The organism is Marinobacterium sedimentorum, from assembly GCF_024267675.1.
Lineage (GTDB): Bacteria > Pseudomonadota > Gammaproteobacteria > Pseudomonadales > Balneatricaceae > Marinobacterium_A > Marinobacterium_A sedimentorum.
Genome location: NZ_JALDYX010000031.1, coordinates 39554 through 57035, shown reverse-complemented (window position 1 = coordinate 57035; position 17482 = coordinate 39554). Strand labels below are relative to the sequence as shown.

Below are 17482 nucleotides of genomic sequence, written 5' to 3'. Positions count from 1 at the left end.
CATGGTGTTCTGGCCCCAGCTGGTGCTCTGGCTGCCGGCCAATGCCTATAGCTGACAGCCCGGGCTGCTCACACAGCCCTGTTAAACCTTTTGACCAACGAGCTGCGCGTCATTGCCGCTCAGATGAGGCTATCGACAGATGAAACCGGCTTACTCCCTATTCCTGCGGGAACTGGCGGCCTTTATCCCCCAGGCCCGCCTGATCACCGATCCGCTGCGCACGCTGGCCTATGGTACGGACGCAAGCTTCTATCGCCTCGTGCCCCAGATCGTGGTGCGGGTTGAGTCCGAACAGGAAATCATTCAGCTGATACGCCTGGCTGGCGAACAGCATATCCCCCTCACCTTCAGGGCTGCGGGCACCAGCCTGTCCGGGCAGGCGGTGACAGACTCGGTGCTGGTGCAGCTCGGGGATGGCTGGAAGGGGCATCGCCTGCACGATCATGCCCTGGCCATTAGCCTGCAACCCGGCGTCATCGGCGGTCATGCCAACCGCTACCTGGCGCCCTATAACAAGAAGATAGGCCCCGACCCTGCATCCATTAACAGCGCCATGATTGGCGGTATCGCCGCCAACAACGCCAGCGGCATGTGCTGCGGCACGGCGCAGAACAGTTTTAACACCCTGGCCAGCATGCGTCTGATTCTGGCCGATGGCACCCTGCTCGACACGGCGAGGCCCGAGTCGGTAACAGCCTTTCGCAGGAGCCACCGGATACTGCTGGACACCCTCGACAGCCTGGCCCGCCAGACACGGGAAAATACAGCACTCAACCAGCGCATTACGCACAAATACCGCCTTAAAAATACCACCGGCTACGCGCTCAACGCCCTCACCGAACACAAGGATCCGATCGAAATTCTGCAGCACCTGATGATCGGCTCCGAAGGCACCCTGGGCTTTATGGCCGAGATCACCTACAACACCGTCGATGATCATCCCCACAAGGCCTCGGCACTGATTTTCTTCGAACAGCTGCAAAGCTGCTGTGAGGCCGTGGCCCTGCTCAAGCCCACGCCCGTGGCGGCGGTGGAGCTGATCGACAGGGCCGGCCTGCGCTCAGTCGAGAACAAGCCCGGCATGCCTGACTTTATAAAGCAGCTGCCAGGCGGCGCCACCGCCCTGCTGGTTGAGACCCGTGCCGCCAGCCCTGAACTGCTGGCGCAGCAGGTCAGTGCCATTAGCGCTGCAATCGAGCACCTGTCCACGCTAGAGCCGGCGCGCTTCAGCACCGATACAGCCGAATGCGCTCAATACTGGGCCATCCGCAAGGGCCTCTTTCCCGCCGTGGGTGCGGTGCGTGAAACCGGTACGACCGTTATTATCGAGGATGTCGCCTTTCCGGTGGCGCGCCTGGCGGACGCCGTGGCCGACCTGCACCGAATTTTCCAGAAATGGGACTACCCCGATGCGCTTATCTTCGGCCACGCGCTGGAGGGTAACCTGCACTTTGTCTTCACCCAGGCCTTCGACACCGCCGATGCCCTGAGGCGCTATGAAGGCCTGATGGACGATGTCGCACAGATGGTCGTCGGGCGTTACGACGGCTCGCTCAAGGCGGAGCACGGTACCGGACGCAACATGGCGCCCTACGTGGAGCTCGAATGGGGTAGCGAGGCCTATCAGCTGATGTGGCAGCTCAAGGAGTTGCTCGACCCGCTCAACATTCTGAATCCTGGTGTGCTACTCAACCGTGATCCGCGGGTACATCTGGCCAACCTTAAACCCATGCCTGCAGCCGATGCCATCATCGACAAGTGTATCGAGTGTGGCTTTTGCGAGGCGAGCTGCCCGTCCCGGGACCTGACCCTGACGCCGCGCCAGCGCATTGTTATCTGGCGTGAAATCGCTCGCCTTGAAGCCAGTAATGACGACCCCGAGCGCCTTGCCCTCATGCGTGAGGAATATCGCTACCAGGGCACCGATACCTGTGCCGGCTGCGGGCTCTGCTCCACCAGCTGCCCGGTGGGTATCAATACCGGCGACCTGACGCGCTCCATCCGCAGCCGCGACAACGAGAATCAGACCCGGCTCGCCCAGTGGCTGGCCGAACATTACGCTGGCCTCAACCGCACCAGCAAAGCCGCCTTTCGCCTGGCCGACGGCGCCCACGGCCTGTTCGGCAGCAATGCCATGAAAGCCATTACCGGCAGCCTGCGCAAGCTCAGCGGCGAGCGCATTCCGCTCTGGACCGATGCCATGCCAAGGCCCGCTGCCAGAATTCCTACCCTGACCGCACAGCCCGACAGCCAAAGACCCAGGGTGGTCTATCTGCCCAGCTGTGCCAGCCGGACCATGGGGCCGGCCCGGGGCAGCGCCGACAGCCGTTCTCTGGCCCAGGTGACCGAAGCCCTGTTGCGCAAAGCCGGCTATGAGGTGATTTATCCACAGGGGCTGGAAGGACAGTGCTGCGGCATGCCGTTTCAGTCCAAGGGCATGTTCGAGGCCGCCGATTTCAAACGCAACGAAACCGCCGACATACTGCTCGCCGCCAGCGAAAACGGCGCCCTGCCCGTGTACTCAGATACCAGCCCCTGCAGCCTGCGACTGAAGGAGTCGCTGGACAGCCGCATTCGCCTGTTCGACAGCGTAGACTTTATCGATCAGTTCCTGCTAGCGCGCCTGGAGTTCCAGCCGCGCAGCGAACCCGTTGCACTGCACGTCACCTGCAGTGCAAGCCGCATGGGCCAGACCGAGGCACTCAAGCGTATCGTCGGCCAGTGCACCACGAAACTGGTGATACCGGAGAATATCGGCTGCTGCGGCTTTGCCGGCGACAAGGGCTTCACCACCCCCGCACTAAATGCCTCAGCGCTGCGCACTCTGAACCAGGCCGTACAGGGCTGCCAGCAGGGTGTATCCACCAGCCGTACCTGCGAGATTGGCCTGACGCATCACAGCGGCATTGATTACCACTCTATCGTCTACCTGCTGGATGAATGCTCCCGCGCCAGGTCGCCTCAGGCGCACGCTGGCACCCAAGAGACAGCCAACGCCATGCAACGGGCTTGATTCGGGCGAAACAGGGACAGTACCATTCGCACTCAGGCTACAATCTGAAACCCAGCAGCCTGTCGAACTTGGCCGGTCGTAGCGAGGGAAAGACCGATTTGAGTTGGTATTTGAGCTCTGTTGAAGTGATAAATCGGCAGGATTGCCGATTCGCACAGCGATAGCTGCCCGAAGGGCAAGCTACAGGGATGTCGCTTGTGAAAAGTGCTTCTATGTAGCATTTGGAACCAAGTGGTAAGAACCGCTTTAGCGGGGTCGCAGACCGAGGAGCCTGCGACGAGTAAAAAAGAGCACTGGATATGGCCCTTCTTTGCACAAGAGAAGGGACTTTTCCGCATGACTGCATGGATGCAGGAGTTAGGGCGAAGCAGGATGCCCGAGCCGAGTAGATCAGTGTTAAATCCGGCAGACTGCCAGGCGACATCACAGTCGCAGCGCTGCGCGCGTGACCCGATTTCCAAAACCGAAGCGACCTGCGTCGACCGGTGCCACCGCCTTTTACTCCACAGGGAAAAATATCAATGGACGACGCTTCTCTCCTGCTGCTGGAACGCATTTTCCAGGTCGTCTTCCCGCTGGTCGCCATTGTAACCGTGGGCTATTTCTATGCACGCCGCATTCACACTGACATGTCGGTGGCCAACCGCGTAAACATGGATGTCTTCACGCCAGCCCTGATTCTGTCCGTCATGGCGGACCAGTCCTTTGATCTGGCGCTCTATCAGCCGCTGGCGATCGCAGCAGTCTGCGTGGTCATTGGTTCCGGGCTCCTGCTGGCGCCGTTTTGCCGCCTGATCGGTATTCACCCCAAGACCTTCTTGCCCCCCATGATGTTCAACAACAGCGGTAATCTCGGGATTCCGCTGGCCGTGCTGGCCTTTGGCGACTATGCCCTGCCCGCGGCAGTCGTGCTCTTCCTGGTGGAAAACACTCTGCATTTCACTCTGGGCATGTACATGCTCAACCCCCGCACACATCCGCTTTCAATGCTGCGCATTCCCATGATCCTCGCCGCCATCGCAGGCCTGGTCATCAGCAGCGCAGGCTGGGTATTGCCCGTGTATGCAAAAACCTTTATCGACATGCTGGGGCAAATCGCCATCCCGCTGATGCTTTTCTCCCTCGGCGTGCGCATGCTGAGTATTGATTTGTCGAACTGGCGCAGCGGTGTCATAGGCGCCATCCTTTGTCCGCTGAGCGGTGTGCTGATGGCACTGGCAACGCAGCAGGTCGTCCAGCTGGATGAGACCCAGTTTAGTTACCTGATTCTGTTCGGCGCCCTGCCGCCGGCACTGCTGAACTACCTGGTGGCCGAGCGCTACAACCAGGAACCACAGCAGGTGGCATCCATTGTGCTGCTGAGCAATATCGCCAGCCTGGTGATCATTCCGCTGACGCTGGCCTTTATTCTGTAAATCCTGCGTCGGTATTCACGCCCAAATCCCACTCCTGCGCATCCATGCGCCCGTGGGATACATACATCCCTGTATATAAAAACGGCACCTGTGCAGGTGCCGTTTCATTTGCAGGCGGAACAAGCTACTTGGCGGGCGCCGACGTTACGCTGATCAATTCACGGTTCTTGTCCACCGTTGATGTACCTATGCCCTTTACCGCACTAAGCTCATCAACGCTGCCAAAGGGACCCTTGCTATTGCGATAATCCACAATGGCCTGGGCCTTGGCAGGCCCGACGCCGACCATCACGCTGGATAACTGCTCAGCAGTGGCGGTATTTATATCCAGAGTATCCGCTTGAGCCACAGAGAGGGGTACAAAAGCGAGGCAAAACATCAACAACAGGGTACGCAGTAATCGAGAGTTCATCATGAACCTCCTTGTCATCATTATTTAATAGCCGAACTCCTTGTCGACTGTTAAATAGGGATAGCATAGAGGTCGACTTTGCGCCACTCAGCCGCGGATCTGGGCCAGCTCCTGCTGAATGCTTTCGAGCACCGCCAGCGGATCTGCCGCCTGGGTTATCGGCCGCCCGATCACGAGGTAGTCACTGCCCGCCTGCACCGCCTGAGCCGGCGTCATGATGCGGCGCTGATCACCGGCATCCGCATTGGCCGGGCGAATACCCGGCGTTACCAGTTTGAAGTCGGCGCCGATCAGGCCGCGCAGCGGCCCCACTTCCTGGGCCGAACAGACCACACCATCCAGGCCACTGCGCTCGGTGAGCTGAGCCAGACGCTTTACCTGCTCAAGCGGCTCGATATCGATACCTATATCGCAAAGATCCTGTCGCTCCATGCTGGTCAGCACGGTAACGGCAATCAGCAGCGTCTTGCTGCCGACAACGCTGTCAATCTCGTTGCGCGCAGCTTCCATCATGCGGCGCCCGCCGGATGCATGAACGTTCACCATCCAGACACCAAGCTCGGCCGCCGCCCGTACCGCCTTGGCGGTGGTATTGGGTATGTCGTGGAACTTGAGGTCGAGGAATACATCAAAACCGCGGCCTTGCAGTGTTTCCACAATCGCCGGCCCGCTGCGGGTAAACAACTCCTTGCCCACCTTGAGCCGACACTGCGCCGGATCGAGTCGTTGCGCCATTGCAATGGCCTGGGCCTGATCGGGATAGTCGAGCGCGACCAGTACCTGTTTTGAATCCGTTGCCATGAAACCCTCGTGTGTTAGCGTTCACTGTGCCATCAGGCCGGTATGCAGCAGCCATTGAATGCCGCGCGGCGCCTATTATACAGCCAAAAGTGCAGTTTGCAGGCCCCATTGTACACAAACACAAGCGCACTCCGGAGCGAGCACACAAGCTTCAATACAGGCAATGAAGAGACAGATGAGCAGAGGGAATATCAAACAAGGAGGGAATAGCAGAGGCGAGCCAAAAACACGGCCTAACCAAACACAGGCGCTCTGGGTCCCGGTGCCTGGTTCTGCCCTATCGAGCCATCAGATGCTGTCTTTGGCCACCAGGGCGCGTTGCCGTTCCAGATCATGCTGTGCCACGGCCAGGCGTTTGCGGGCCGAACGCAGGCGGGTTTTAAGCCCCAGTACGGCGACACTGCTGAGCAATATCCCGAGCACACCGCCACAGACGAACGCCGCAATCAGCCAGAGCGACAGGCTGGCCTGGGGCAACTGCACCAGAATCAGGTCGATCGAAACCTTGTCGGTATTATGAATAGTGAAGAGTATCCCAACGAACAGGATAACGAGACACAAAACAACGAGTAGCAGCGTTCTCAACCAGCGCACCGGATCAAGCCTCCAACAGGCAGAGTAGATAAACTCTAGTATTCAGACAGACTGTCATTGACCTGCTCCCGCAGTTCCTTGCCAGGTTTAAAATGCGGCACATGCTTGGCCGTCAATGGCACCGACTCACCGGTCTTGGGATTACGTCCCACCCGAGGTGCGCGGTAGTGTAACGAAAAACTGCCAAAGCCGCGAATCTCGATCCTGTCACCATGCGCCAGCGCCTCGGTCATATGATCCAGCATCGTTTTGACGGCAAGCTCAACGTCCTTTACAGATAGCTGATTATGACGATCTATCAGTCGTTCAATCAACTCTGACTTGGTCATGACAACTCTCCCTAAAGATTCAGGCTATTTGGCAAGCCTTCATTCCACTGGCGCTTGGCCGCCACACACCGGTAATACAAACAGGGAGAGCCAAGCTCTCCCTGTTGATCAACTATCCGACTTGTTCATTTGCGCCTTGATCAGGTCACCAATGGTCGTCGGGCCGGCGGATACCACCGGTTGTTCCTGTACCACCTTGAGCGCCTGCTGATCGAGCTTGGCATCGCGCTGCTTCTGCGACAGCTGGATGCTGCGGTTGCGACGATCCACATTGACAACGGATGCTTCCACCGCGTCACCCACCTTGAAATGGGCCGTCAGGTTGTTGCCGTGCTCAACCGATACATCACCTGCCCGCAACACACCGCTAATGCCGTCTGCCAGCTGCAGGGTCACCTGCCTGGCATCAACCTCGCTTACGCTCCCGGTCACAAGCGCGCCTTTGCCGAACTGCGCAGCAAAGTCTCCAAACGGATCCCCCGCCAGTTGCTTGACGCCCAGTGCAATGCGCTCGCGCTCGGTATCGATCGACAGCAGCACGGCGGTCAGGTCGTCACCCTTGTTGAGGGTTTTGGCGACCTGCTCACCCGGCAGGTCCCAGGACAGATCGGACAGATGCACCAGGCCATCGATACCGCCGTCCAGGCCGATAAAGACGCCAAAGTCGGTAATGGAACGAATCTTTCCGCTCAGGGTATCGCCCTTGCTGTAACGGCTGGCAAAGGCCTGCCACGGATTGTCGCGGCACTGCTTCATGCCCAGCGAGATACGACGTCGATCGGTGTCGATATCGAGCACCATGACTTCGATTTCATCGCCAACCTGCACCACCTTGGAGGGATGCACGTTCTTGTTCGTCCAGTCCATTTCGGATACATGCACCAGACCTTCGACACCGGCCTCAATCTCGGCAAAGCAGCCGTAGTCAGCCACATTGGTGACCCGGGCGCTTGACCTCGTACCCACCCCATGGCCATCCATCAGCGTCAGCCAGGGATCCTGACTGAGCTGCTTCAGCCCCAGAGACACACGATTGCGCTCGGTATCAAATCGCAGCACCTTGACGTCGATTTCATCGCCAACCTGTAACACTTCGCTCGGATGCTTCACCCGCTTCCAGGCGATGTCCGTAATGTGCAGCAGCCCATCCAGACCACCCAGGTCGATAAAGGCACCGTAATCGGTCAGGTTCTTGACGATACCCTTGATGACGACGCCTTCCTTGAGCTGCGACAGCAACTTGTCGCGTTCCTCATTGTAAGAGGCCTGCAGTACCGCACGACGGGATACCACTATGTTGTTGCGCTTGGCGTCCAGCTTCACCAGCTTGAAATCAAGCTCGACACCTTCAAGATGGGCGGTATCCCGAATGGGGCGAATGTCGACCAGCGAGCCCGGCAGGAAGGCCTGTACGGTATCCAGATCCACGGTAAAACCACCGCGCACCTTGCCGACGATAACGCCTTTGACGACTTCGTCGTTCTCGAACGCCTGCTCCAGCAGATTCCAGCTCTCGGCGCGCTTGGCCTTCTCGCGGGACAGCGTGGTGGCGCCAAAGCCGTCTTCAACCGATTCAAGTGCCACCTGTACGGTATCGCCGACAGCAATATCCAGCTCGCCCTGCTCATTGAAAAACTGCTCTCGGGGAATAAAGCCTTCAGACTTGAGGCCCGCATGCACCATGACAAAGTCATTTTCGATCGCGACCACTGTTCCCGTGACGATGGAGCCAGGCGCCATCTTCAGGTCTTTGAGGCTTTCCTCAAAGAGTTCGGCAAAACTTTCGCTCATTACCGCCCCATCCTCACAAAACAGAAGCTTACCAGGTCAAACCCTTATGTCTGGCCTGATCCATAACCACCTTCAAAACCTCGTCGATACTCATCTGGGTCGAGTCCAGAATCACCGCGTCAGCCGCGGGTTTCAGCGGCGCCACCGCACGGTTCATATCGCGGTCGTCACGTGCTTGAATATCAACCAATATCGTATCAAGGCTAGCATCGAGACCCTTATTTATCAACTGGTTATAACGGCGCCGCGCACGCTCTTGCGCACTGGCATCCAGATATATTTTTAACTCGGCAGCGGGGAACACCACCGTGCCCATGTCGCGCCCGTCTGCGATCAGCCCCGGGGCCTCACGAAATGCACGCTGGCGCTCAAGCAAAGCCTCGCGCACCGGCCCACAGGCGGCCACCCGGGACGCATCCGCGCCGGCTTCCTCGGTGCGAATCTGCTGGGTCACTTCTTCGCCTTCAAGCAGCACCTGAACCTCATTATCTTCACCGCGCGGCACAAACTTCACATCCAGATGTGCCGCCAGCACGACCAGCGCTTCCTCGTCGTTCAGCGCAACACCGTGATGCCGTGCTGCCAGTGCTGTCAGCCGATACAGGGCACCGCTGTCCAGCAAATGCCACCCCAGCTGGCGCGCCAGCAATCGGCAGATAGTTCCCTTGCCAGAACCACTTGGGCCATCGATGCTGATTACCGGCACGCTCAATTGCTTCGAGACCATCAGTCCCTCTCCTTACCTATTCTGAACCCCGCCTGACAGGCGAGTGCAACAAATTCGGGGAATGCAGCCTCAAGACAGGCGCATTCCGTAATATGAAATTCTGTGTTGGCACGCAGTGAGAGGGCCACAAAGGCCAAAGCGACACGATAGTCGCCAGTGGCACTGAGCGCACCTCCACCGATGGGGCCTCCGCGGACGCAAACACTGCCAGCCCCCACCAGAGCCTCAACGCCCAACTCATCCAGCCCAGCGACCACAGCCTGCAGCAAGGTATCCAGTCCGTAACGCAGTTCACCGATACCACGAATCCAGGTCGTACCCTCGGCACAGGCGGCAGCAGCCATCAGCAGCGGCAACTCATCGCTGGCACGGGCCAGCAGTACGCCTGGGACTTCGATGGCCTGCAGTGGGCGGTAGCGCACGCGGATATCCGCTACCGGCTCGCCACTCACCTCGGTGGCATTGTCGAATTCGATATCCGCCCCCATCAGGCGCAGTATCTCTATCAGGCCAATGCGGGTCGGATTAATACCCACATGCTCAAGCAGCAGCTCGGAGCCCGGTGAGATCGCCGCGCCTACGATAAAGAAGGCCGCCAGAGACATGTCGCCCGGCACATCGATACGGGCCGCCTGCAGCTGACCACCAGCCTGCAGCGCCACCTGCCCCCGGGAGCGTTCCAGCGTCCAGCCCAACCCCTGCAGCATGCGCTCGGTATGATCGCGGGACGGCGTCGGCTCTATGACCCGCGTAGTACCGCGGGCGTAGAGCCCGGCCAGCAACAGCGCCGACTTGACCTGGGCGCTGGGCAGCGGCAACTGCTGCGCAATACCCTGCAGCGACTGGCTGCCGCGAATCCGCAGTGGCGCCAGGCAACCCTCTGCGGTGTCTATCTGTGCGCCCATCTGGCGCAGCGGCCGCACCACCTGCTCCATCGACCAGCTTGACAGCGAAGCATCGCCCGTCAGCTCGGTATCAAAGCTCTGGCCCGCAAGCACACCGCACAGCAGTCGCATTGACATGGCAGAACGCCCCAGATAGAGCGGACCGGGCGGCGGCTGCAGACCCTGCAGGCCAACGCCGTAGATCTTCACGGCACCCTGGTGCGGCCCTTCGATCACCACTCCCATATCGCGAAACGCCTGCAGCGTGGCGAGGCTGTCTTCGCTTTCAAGGAAGCCCTCGATCCGCGTAATGCCTGTCGCCAGGGAGCCCAGCATGATGGCTCGGTGCGAAATCGACTTGTCGCCCGGCAGCCGCACCTGCCCCGTCAGCGCAGTGCCCTGCTGCGCCCGATAACTTACCGCGGCGTTGTGTTGATTCTGTGAATAGGCGGAGCTGGACAGTATGCGGCTGAAATGATCCCGCGAGGCTTTGGCGCGGGTGAAAATACCCAGCATCGCCTGACTGTCGGCCGAACTGATGGCCTGGCGCAGTTTTTCGACCCCGGCGCTGAAGCGATCCAGCTGTGCCAGGATAGCATCGCCATTAGTCAGGCAAATGTCATGCCACATGGTGGGGTCTGAGGCAGCAATGCGGGTAAAGTCCCTAAAGCCGCCGGCGGCATAGCGAAAAATGTCGGTATTAGCCGCTTCTGCGGCCAGCGTATCAACCAGGGAGAACGCCAGCAGGTGCGGCAGATGACTGGTTGCTGCCAGTACCTGGTCATGGCGCGCCACCTCCATCTGCAGCACCTCGGCGCCGACGGCCTGCCACATGCGGGCGATCACCAGGGTCGCGTCGGTGGAGGACGCAGCGGTTGGTGTGAGGATGACCTTGTGACGCTCAAACAGCTGTGCATCGGCCGCCGCAACGCCACTCTTTTCGGAGCCAGCAATCGGGTGACCGGGAACGAAGGTGGCAGGCAGGCAGCCGAATACCGCCTCGGCCGCCGCCACCACATTGCCTTTGGTACTGCCGACATCGGTCAGCAGGGTATGCGGGCGCAGCGCCGTACTGATTTCTGCCAGCACTGCATCGGTCGCCTTGACCGGCACCGCCAGCACCACCAGATCGGCGGCGGCAACAGCCTGGCGCAGATCATGGGCCGCCTCGTCAATCACGCCCAGCGCAAGCCCGGCTTCGAGCTCAGCGGGATTACGGTCGTAGCCGACCACAAGCCGACAGTAGCGCCGATGCTTCAGGGCCTTGGCCAGCGAGCCACCGATCAGCCCCAGGCCGACAACCAGCACGTTATTAATGCAAAACTTCACGCAGACAAAACCTCTTCGAGCATCCGCAGGCAACGCAGATTCTGCGCCTCCAGACCAATGCTGATACGCAGATGATCCGGCATCTGATAGTTGGCCACCGGACGCACAATAACCCCGCGCTGCAACAACTGCTGATAAACCGGCCCCGCCGGGCGCCCCAGCCCGACACAGACAAAGTTGCCCGCCGATGGAATCACCGCCAGTCCAAGGCGCTCCAGCCCGTCCACCAGCTGACGCATACCGGTGCGATTGCACTCCAGCGTGCGAGCGAGGTAATCAGGATCCTGCAGCACCGCCTCGGCGGCAGCCAGCGCCGGCCCCGAAACGTTAAACGGCTGACGCACCCGGTTCAGCAGATCCGTAATCTCGCTATTGGCGGCAGCAAAACCGACCCGCAGACCTGCCAGCCCCCAGGCCTTGGAGAAGGTTCGGGTCACGACCAGGTTCGGATAGCGCGCCAGCAACTCAAGGCCATCAGGAAATTCGGGATCTTCGCTGTATTCGGTGTAGGCTTCATCGAGCACCAGCACCACGGACGCCGGCAACGCATCCATAAAGGCACAGAGCTGCGCCCGGCTTAGCCAGGTGCCGGTAGGATTATTGGGGTTGGCGATAAACACCAGGCGAGTGCGCTCGGTCACGGCCGCCAGCATGGCATCGAGATCATGCCCCCAGTCCCGCGCCGCGGTCACCACCGCCGTGGCGCTGCTGGCCTGAGTAATGATTGGATACACCAGAAACGCATACTGGGAATAAACCACCTCATCGCCGGGACGCAGAAAAGCGCGGGCGATCAATTCCAGCACGTCATTGGAGCCATTGCCGAGGGTGATGCAGTCGGGGCTAAGGCCGAAGTGCTGCTGCAGCGCCTGTTTCAGTCGATAGCCGCTGGCATCGGGATAGAGGTGCAGCTCAGTCAGCGCCTGCGCCGCCGCCGCCAGCGCCAGCGGGCTCGGGCCCAAGGGATTTTCATTACTGGCCAGCTTGACGATGTCGGTCAGGCCCAGCTCGCGTTCGAGCTCCTGCGCCGGCTTGCCGGGGACGTACGGCTGCAGCCCCTGTACACCCGGGGTAGCACGAGCGATAAAATCACAACCCATCTTGCGACTCCTGCGATGGCAGTTACAGCACCGCCTGCGGGTAAGATCCGAGGAGCTTGAGTTCAAGCGACTCTGACTCCAGATCCTTGAACAGCGCCTGCACCGGCGCATCGGACACATGGCCTTCAAAATCAATATAGAACACAGTGTTCCAGGGCCCCGACAGGGTACGGGTTTCGATCCGCGTCAGGCTGATGCCACGCAGACGGAAGGGTGCCAGCAGATCATAGAGCGCGCCCGGCTTGTCATGGGCACAGATCAGTATGGAGGTTTTGTCGTGACCACTGGGGCCGACGTCCTGGCACCCGAGAATCAGAAAGCGGCTACTGCTTTCGGCCTGATCCTCGATATTGCGCACCGCAACCTTCAAGGGGTACAGCTCGATGGCCAGCTCACTGCCAATGGCGGCAGCCAGGCCGACGTCGGTATCGATCGAGGCCTGACGCGCGGCATCGGCATTGGTCGCTACTGCGACCCGTTCCACCGAGGGATAGTGCGCATCCAGCCAGCTACGGCACTGGGACAGCGCTGTCTGGGTGGCATAGATCCGGGTGACCGCATTGCGATCGATGCCGGGGCGCACCAGCAGGTGATGGTGAATATTCAGCTCCACCTCGCCGACGATCGACAGCCGAAAGCGCGAAAACAGGTGCAGGGTATGATTGACCATGCCCTCACTGGTGTTTTCGATCGGCACCACGCCATAGTGCGCCGTGCCGGCTTCAACCTCGCGAAAGACTTCATCCAGCGAAGCCAGGGGCGCAGTAATCGCCGACAGGCCGAAGTGCTTCACCGCTGCCTGCTGGGTGAAGGTACCCTCGGGCCCCAGGAAAGCAATCCGCATGGGCTGCTCGAGTGCCAGACAGACGGACATCACCTCACGGAACAAGCGTGCAACATCCCGCTCAGGCAAGGGCCCGGTGTTACGTTCCATCACCCGACGCAGCACCTGGGCTTCGCGTTCAGGCCTATAGAACACCGCATCGCGGCTGCCCTGATACTTCTGCTTGACCTCGGCCACCTGCTGAGCGCAGGCCGCACGCTGGTTCAGCAGCGTCTGAAGCTGCTGATCGATCTGATCAATCTGATCACGCAGAACCTGCAGTTCCTTTTCCTGGTCACTCATGGCTATGCCACTCTCATATCTGACTTAAGCGTGCTGCTGCGCAAATGTCTGCATGAATTCAATCAAGGCATCAACAGCGGCTTCGGGGACCGCATTGTAAAGACTTGCCCGCATCCCACCCACTGAACGGTGTCCCTGCAGGTTAAGCAGACCCGCAGCTTCGGCCTGCTCCAGGAACAAGCCATCCAGCCCGGCGTCCGCCAGGGTGAAGGGCACGTTCATCCAGGAACGGCAGTCCGGTGCAATGGGGTTGGCGTAAAAGTCGCTGCTATCTATATAGGCATAGAGCTTGGCCGCCTTGCGACGGTTCACCTCTTCGATAGCCGCCACGCCACCCTGGCGCTTGAGCCACTTGAATACGAGGCCCGCCAGATACCAGCCGAAGGTCGGCGGCGTGTTGTTCATGGAGTCCGCACCGGCATGCACCTGATAATCGAACATGGCGGGCGTTGATGCCGCCGCCTTGCCGAGCAGGTCTTCGCGCACGATCACCACGGTCAGGCCCGCAGGACCTATGTTTTTCTGCGCACCGGCATAGATGAGCCCGAAACGGCTGACATCAATTTCGCGGGACAGAATATTGGAGGACATGTCCGCCACCAGTGGAACCGATCCGGTGTCCGGAATGTAGTTGTACTCGACACCACCGATGGTTTCGTTCGGCGTGTAGTGCACATAGGCCGCATTGGGATCCAGCTCCAGCTCGTCCTGGGTCGGCACCCGCGTGAACTGCTCGGATTCGGTGCTGCCGGCAATACGCACATAGCCATAGCGCCGGGCCTCAGCAATGCCTTTCTTCGACCAGATACCGGTATTGATATAATCGGAACTGGTCTTGTCGCCCAGCAGGTTCAGCGGCACCATGGCAAACTGACTGGTCGCGCCGCCCTGCAGGAACAGCACCTTGTAGTTGTCCGGAATGGCCATAAGGTCGCGCAGATCCTGCTCGGCCTGCTCGGCAACCGACACAAAAGCATCGCTGCGATGGCTCATCTCCATGATCGACAGCCCCTGGCCATGCCAGTCGAGCATTTCGTCACGGGCCTGTTCCAGGACCTCTACCGGCAACGCCGCGGGACCAGCACTGAAATTGTATTTGCGACTCATGTTCTCGCTCAAACTCGATCCGGATTAGAGATTAAAAGTTGCGGCCCAGCGGGCCGCAACGGGATTACTCCTCGGTGTCAGCCGCAGGATCCTGCACTGCTGCATCGGAGCTCGGCTCGGCGTTCACGATGGACTCGCCATCAATCGCCTCGCCATCAAGGTCCTCGCTGCCTTCCGGCAGCTCGACTTCTTCCGGCTCCTCGATACGCGCCAGGCCGACCAGGGTTTCATCTTCGGCTACCCGAATAAGCATCACGCCCTGGGTGTTGCGGCTCAGCTCCGAGATTTCCTCGGTACGGGTGCGAACCATGGTGCCGCGATTGCTGATCAGCATCACGTCATCCCCGGAAAACACCTGCACGGCACCGGCCAGCTCGCCGTTGCGATCAGTGCATTGCATCGCAATCACGCCCTGGCCACCGCGCCCCTTGCGGGGGAAGTCTTCCATGACGGTCCGCTTGCCGAAGCCGCGGGCCGACGCCGTCAGCACCTTGCCCTCAGGCTGCGGGATGATCAGGGAAATCACCGAGGTGCCCGGCTGCATGCGCACACCGCGCACACCGCGCGCCAGACGACCCATGGCGCGAACGGCATCTTCCTCAAAACGCATCGCCTTGCCGGCGCTGGTCACGAGCAGAATATCGTCTTCACCGGTGGTGATGGCGGCACCGATCAGGGTATCGCCCTCATCCAGCCCCAGGGCAATCAGGCCACTGGTACGCGGACGGGAGAAGCTGTTGAGCGGGGTTTTCTTCACAGTACCGTTGGCGGTCGCCATAAAGACAAAACGGTCTTCGCGGTATTCATTCACCGGCAGAATGGTGGTGATACGCTCACCCTCTTCCAGTGGCAGAATATTCACGATCGGACGACCGCGGGCAGCGCGGCTGGCCTGCGGAATTTCAAACACCCGCAGCCAGTACACTTTGCCACGGCTGGTGAAGCACAGAATGGTATCGTGGGTACTGGCGATCAGCAGATGTTCGATGAAGTCTTCATCTTTCATCGTCGTCGCCGACTTGCCACGACCACCACGGCGCTGCGCCTGATAGTCCGTCAGCGGCTGCGTCTTGGCATAGCCGCCGTGGGAAATGGTCACGACCATGTCTTCTACAGTAATAAGATCCGCCACCGTCAGGTCACGGCGCGATGCCGTAATCTCGGTGCGACGCTCGTCACCGTACTCTTCCAGCACGGCTTCCAGCTCTTCGCGGATGACTTCCATCAGACGGGTGTGGGATCCGAGGATTTCCAGCAGCTCGGCAATGCGTTCCAGCAATTCACGGTATTCACCGATCAGCTTTTCATGCTCCAGCCCGGTCAGGCGGTGCAGACGCAGATCCAGAATCGCCTGCGCCTGTACCGGCGACAGGTGATAGCGCCCTTCGCGCAGACCAAACTGCGGCTCAAGATCTTCCGGACGACAGGCGTCTTCACCGGCACGCTCGAGCATTTCCAGCACGTTGCCAGGCTCCCAGGCCATGGCGACAAGACCGTCTTTCGCCTCGGCCGGTGTCGGCGAACGCTTGATCAGCTCAATGACCGGATCGATGTTGGCCAGTGCAACCGCCAGGCCCTCAAGGATATGACCGCGTTCACGCGCCTTGCGCAGCAGGTACACGGTACGACGGGTAACCACTTCGCGCCTGTGGCGCACGAAGTTTTCGATCAGCGACTTGAGATCCAGAATCTTCGGCTGGTTGTCCACCAGGGCAACAACGTTGATGCCAAAGACGCTTTCCATCTGCGTCTGGGAGAAAAGATTGTTGACCACCACCTCTGGCACTTCACCGCGACGCAGTTCGATCACGATGCGCATGCCGTCCTTATCGGACTCGTCCCGCAGCTCGGAAATGCCTTCCAGGCGTTTTTCCTTCACCAGGTCGGCGATCTTTTCGATCAGTCGAGCCTTGTTCAGCTGGTACGGAATTTCGGTGACGATAATCGCCGCGCGGTGGGTCTTGGGATCTTCCTCTACATGGTGCTTGGCACGCACATAGATGCGACCGCGACCCGTGCGGTAGGCTTCCAGAATGCCGGCACGACCATTGATAATACCGCCGGTCGGAAAGTCCGGCCCCGGGATGTATTCCATCAGATCATCAACAGTCAGAGTGCTGTCATCAATCAGCGCGATACAGCCACGCACGACCTCGGACAGGTTGTGCGGCGGTATGTTGGTCGCCATACCCACCGCGATACCGGATGAACCGTTTATCAGCAGGTTGGGCACCCGGGTCGGCAGCACGTCGGGAATCTGTTCCGTACCGTCGTAGTTGGGCACAAAGTCGACGGTTTCCTTGTCGAGATCCGCCAGCAGATCATGGGAGATCTTGGCCATGCGGATTTCGGTGTAACGCATGGCTGCCGCGGAATCACCATCGACGGAGCCGAAGTTACCCTGGCCGTCCACCAGCGGATAGCGCATGGAAAAATCCTGCGCCATTCGCACGATAGTGTCGTACACGGCACTGTCGCCGTGGGGGTGGTATTTACCGATCACGTCACCAACGACACGAGCGGACTTTTTATATGGTTTGTTCCAGTCATTGTTCAGTTCGCTCATCGCGAACAGCACTCTGCGATGCACAGGCTTGAGACCGTCGCGCACGTCTGGCAACGCCCGACCGACAATCACGCTCATGGCATAATCCAGGTACGACTGTTTCAGCTCGTCCTCGATATTGACTGGCAGAATCTCTTTGGCTAGATCACCCATTCGTCTCAGCTTTCCTTAGATCCGGTCTGCTCGATAGGGCCGGTATTCCGGCGTTTTTAACCGGGCGAGTATACCACAAAGCTATCCAAAGATTCCCTTAAAAAGAAGGCGTTGCGCGAGGGGCTGTTGACGTTT

13 protein-coding genes are annotated in these 17482 nt (G+C 59.7%); 2 read left to right on the top strand and 11 right to left on the bottom strand.

Annotation, left to right across the window (positions count from 1 at the left end; genetic code table 11):
* Positions 1 to 139: 139 nt before the first annotated feature.
* Both MRS74_RS19515 and MRS74_RS19510 read left to right on the top strand, forming a co-directional pair.
* Positions 140 to 3013 (top strand): FAD-binding and (Fe-S)-binding domain-containing protein, encoded by a 2874-nt coding sequence (locus tag MRS74_RS19515; protein ID WP_254581953.1) that lies wholly within the window; start codon positions 140 to 142, stop codon positions 3011 to 3013.
* A gap of 521 nt (positions 3014 to 3534) precedes the next feature.
* Entirely contained in the window at positions 3535 to 4428 is an 894-nt protein-coding gene (locus MRS74_RS19510) for an AEC family transporter (RefSeq protein ID WP_254581952.1), read from the top strand.
* A 124-nt stretch (positions 4429 to 4552) separates the two neighbouring features.
* Here MRS74_RS19510 and MRS74_RS19505 read toward each other — a convergent pair whose 3' ends face one another.
* From MRS74_RS19505 to gyrA, 11 genes are all read right to left on the bottom strand, one after another.
* Complete coding sequence (locus MRS74_RS19505; RefSeq protein ID WP_254581951.1) at positions 4553 to 4840, bottom strand: ComEA family DNA-binding protein; 288 nt, start codon at positions 4838 to 4840, stop codon at positions 4553 to 4555.
* 87 nt (positions 4841 to 4927) lie between these two features.
* On the bottom strand, positions 4928 to 5641 hold the full coding sequence (pyrF, locus tag MRS74_RS19500) for an orotidine-5'-phosphate decarboxylase (protein ID WP_254581950.1): 714 nt from the start codon (positions 5639 to 5641) through the stop codon (positions 4928 to 4930).
* A gap of 288 nt (positions 5642 to 5929) precedes the next feature.
* Positions 5930 to 6235, bottom strand: coding sequence for a LapA family protein (locus MRS74_RS19495; protein ID WP_254581949.1), 306 nt, complete (start codon positions 6233 to 6235; stop codon positions 5930 to 5932).
* Between the two features lie 35 nt (positions 6236 to 6270).
* Positions 6271 to 6564, bottom strand: coding sequence for an integration host factor subunit beta (gene ihfB / locus MRS74_RS19490; RefSeq protein ID WP_067298806.1), 294 nt, complete (start codon positions 6562 to 6564; stop codon positions 6271 to 6273).
* 108 nt (positions 6565 to 6672) lie between these two features.
* Entirely contained in the window at positions 6673 to 8355 is a 1683-nt protein-coding gene (rpsA, locus tag MRS74_RS19485) for a 30S ribosomal protein S1 (protein WP_254581948.1), read from the bottom strand.
* A 28-nt stretch (positions 8356 to 8383) separates the two neighbouring features.
* A complete protein-coding gene (cmk, locus tag MRS74_RS19480; RefSeq protein ID WP_254581947.1) occupies positions 8384 to 9082 on the bottom strand; it encodes a (d)CMP kinase in 699 nt (232 codons plus the stop codon).
* A complete protein-coding gene (locus MRS74_RS19475) occupies positions 9082 to 11295 on the bottom strand; it encodes a bifunctional prephenate dehydrogenase/3-phosphoshikimate 1-carboxyvinyltransferase (RefSeq protein WP_254581946.1) in 2214 nt (737 codons plus the stop codon). The genes cmk and MRS74_RS19475 overlap by 1 nt, the downstream gene beginning before the upstream one ends.
* A complete protein-coding gene (gene hisC / locus MRS74_RS19470; RefSeq protein ID WP_254581945.1) occupies positions 11292 to 12395 on the bottom strand; it encodes a histidinol-phosphate transaminase in 1104 nt (367 codons plus the stop codon). Before hisC ends, MRS74_RS19475 begins: the two co-directional genes overlap by 4 nt.
* Before the next feature lie 22 nt (positions 12396 to 12417).
* Positions 12418 to 13521, bottom strand: a complete 1104-nt coding sequence (gene pheA, locus MRS74_RS19465) for a prephenate dehydratase (RefSeq protein WP_254581944.1) — start codon at positions 13519 to 13521, stop codon at positions 12418 to 12420.
* Positions 13522 to 13545: 24 nt separating this feature from the next.
* Positions 13546 to 14628 carry a 3-phosphoserine/phosphohydroxythreonine transaminase gene (serC, locus tag MRS74_RS19460; RefSeq protein WP_254581943.1) on the bottom strand — a complete coding sequence of 361 codons (1083 nt, stop codon included), beginning with the start codon at positions 14626 to 14628 and terminating at the stop codon, positions 13546 to 13548.
* A gap of 64 nt (positions 14629 to 14692) precedes the next feature.
* Complete coding sequence (gyrA, locus tag MRS74_RS19455; protein WP_254581942.1) at positions 14693 to 17347, bottom strand: DNA gyrase subunit A; 2655 nt, start codon at positions 17345 to 17347, stop codon at positions 14693 to 14695.
* Positions 17348 to 17482: the final 135 nt, after the last annotated feature.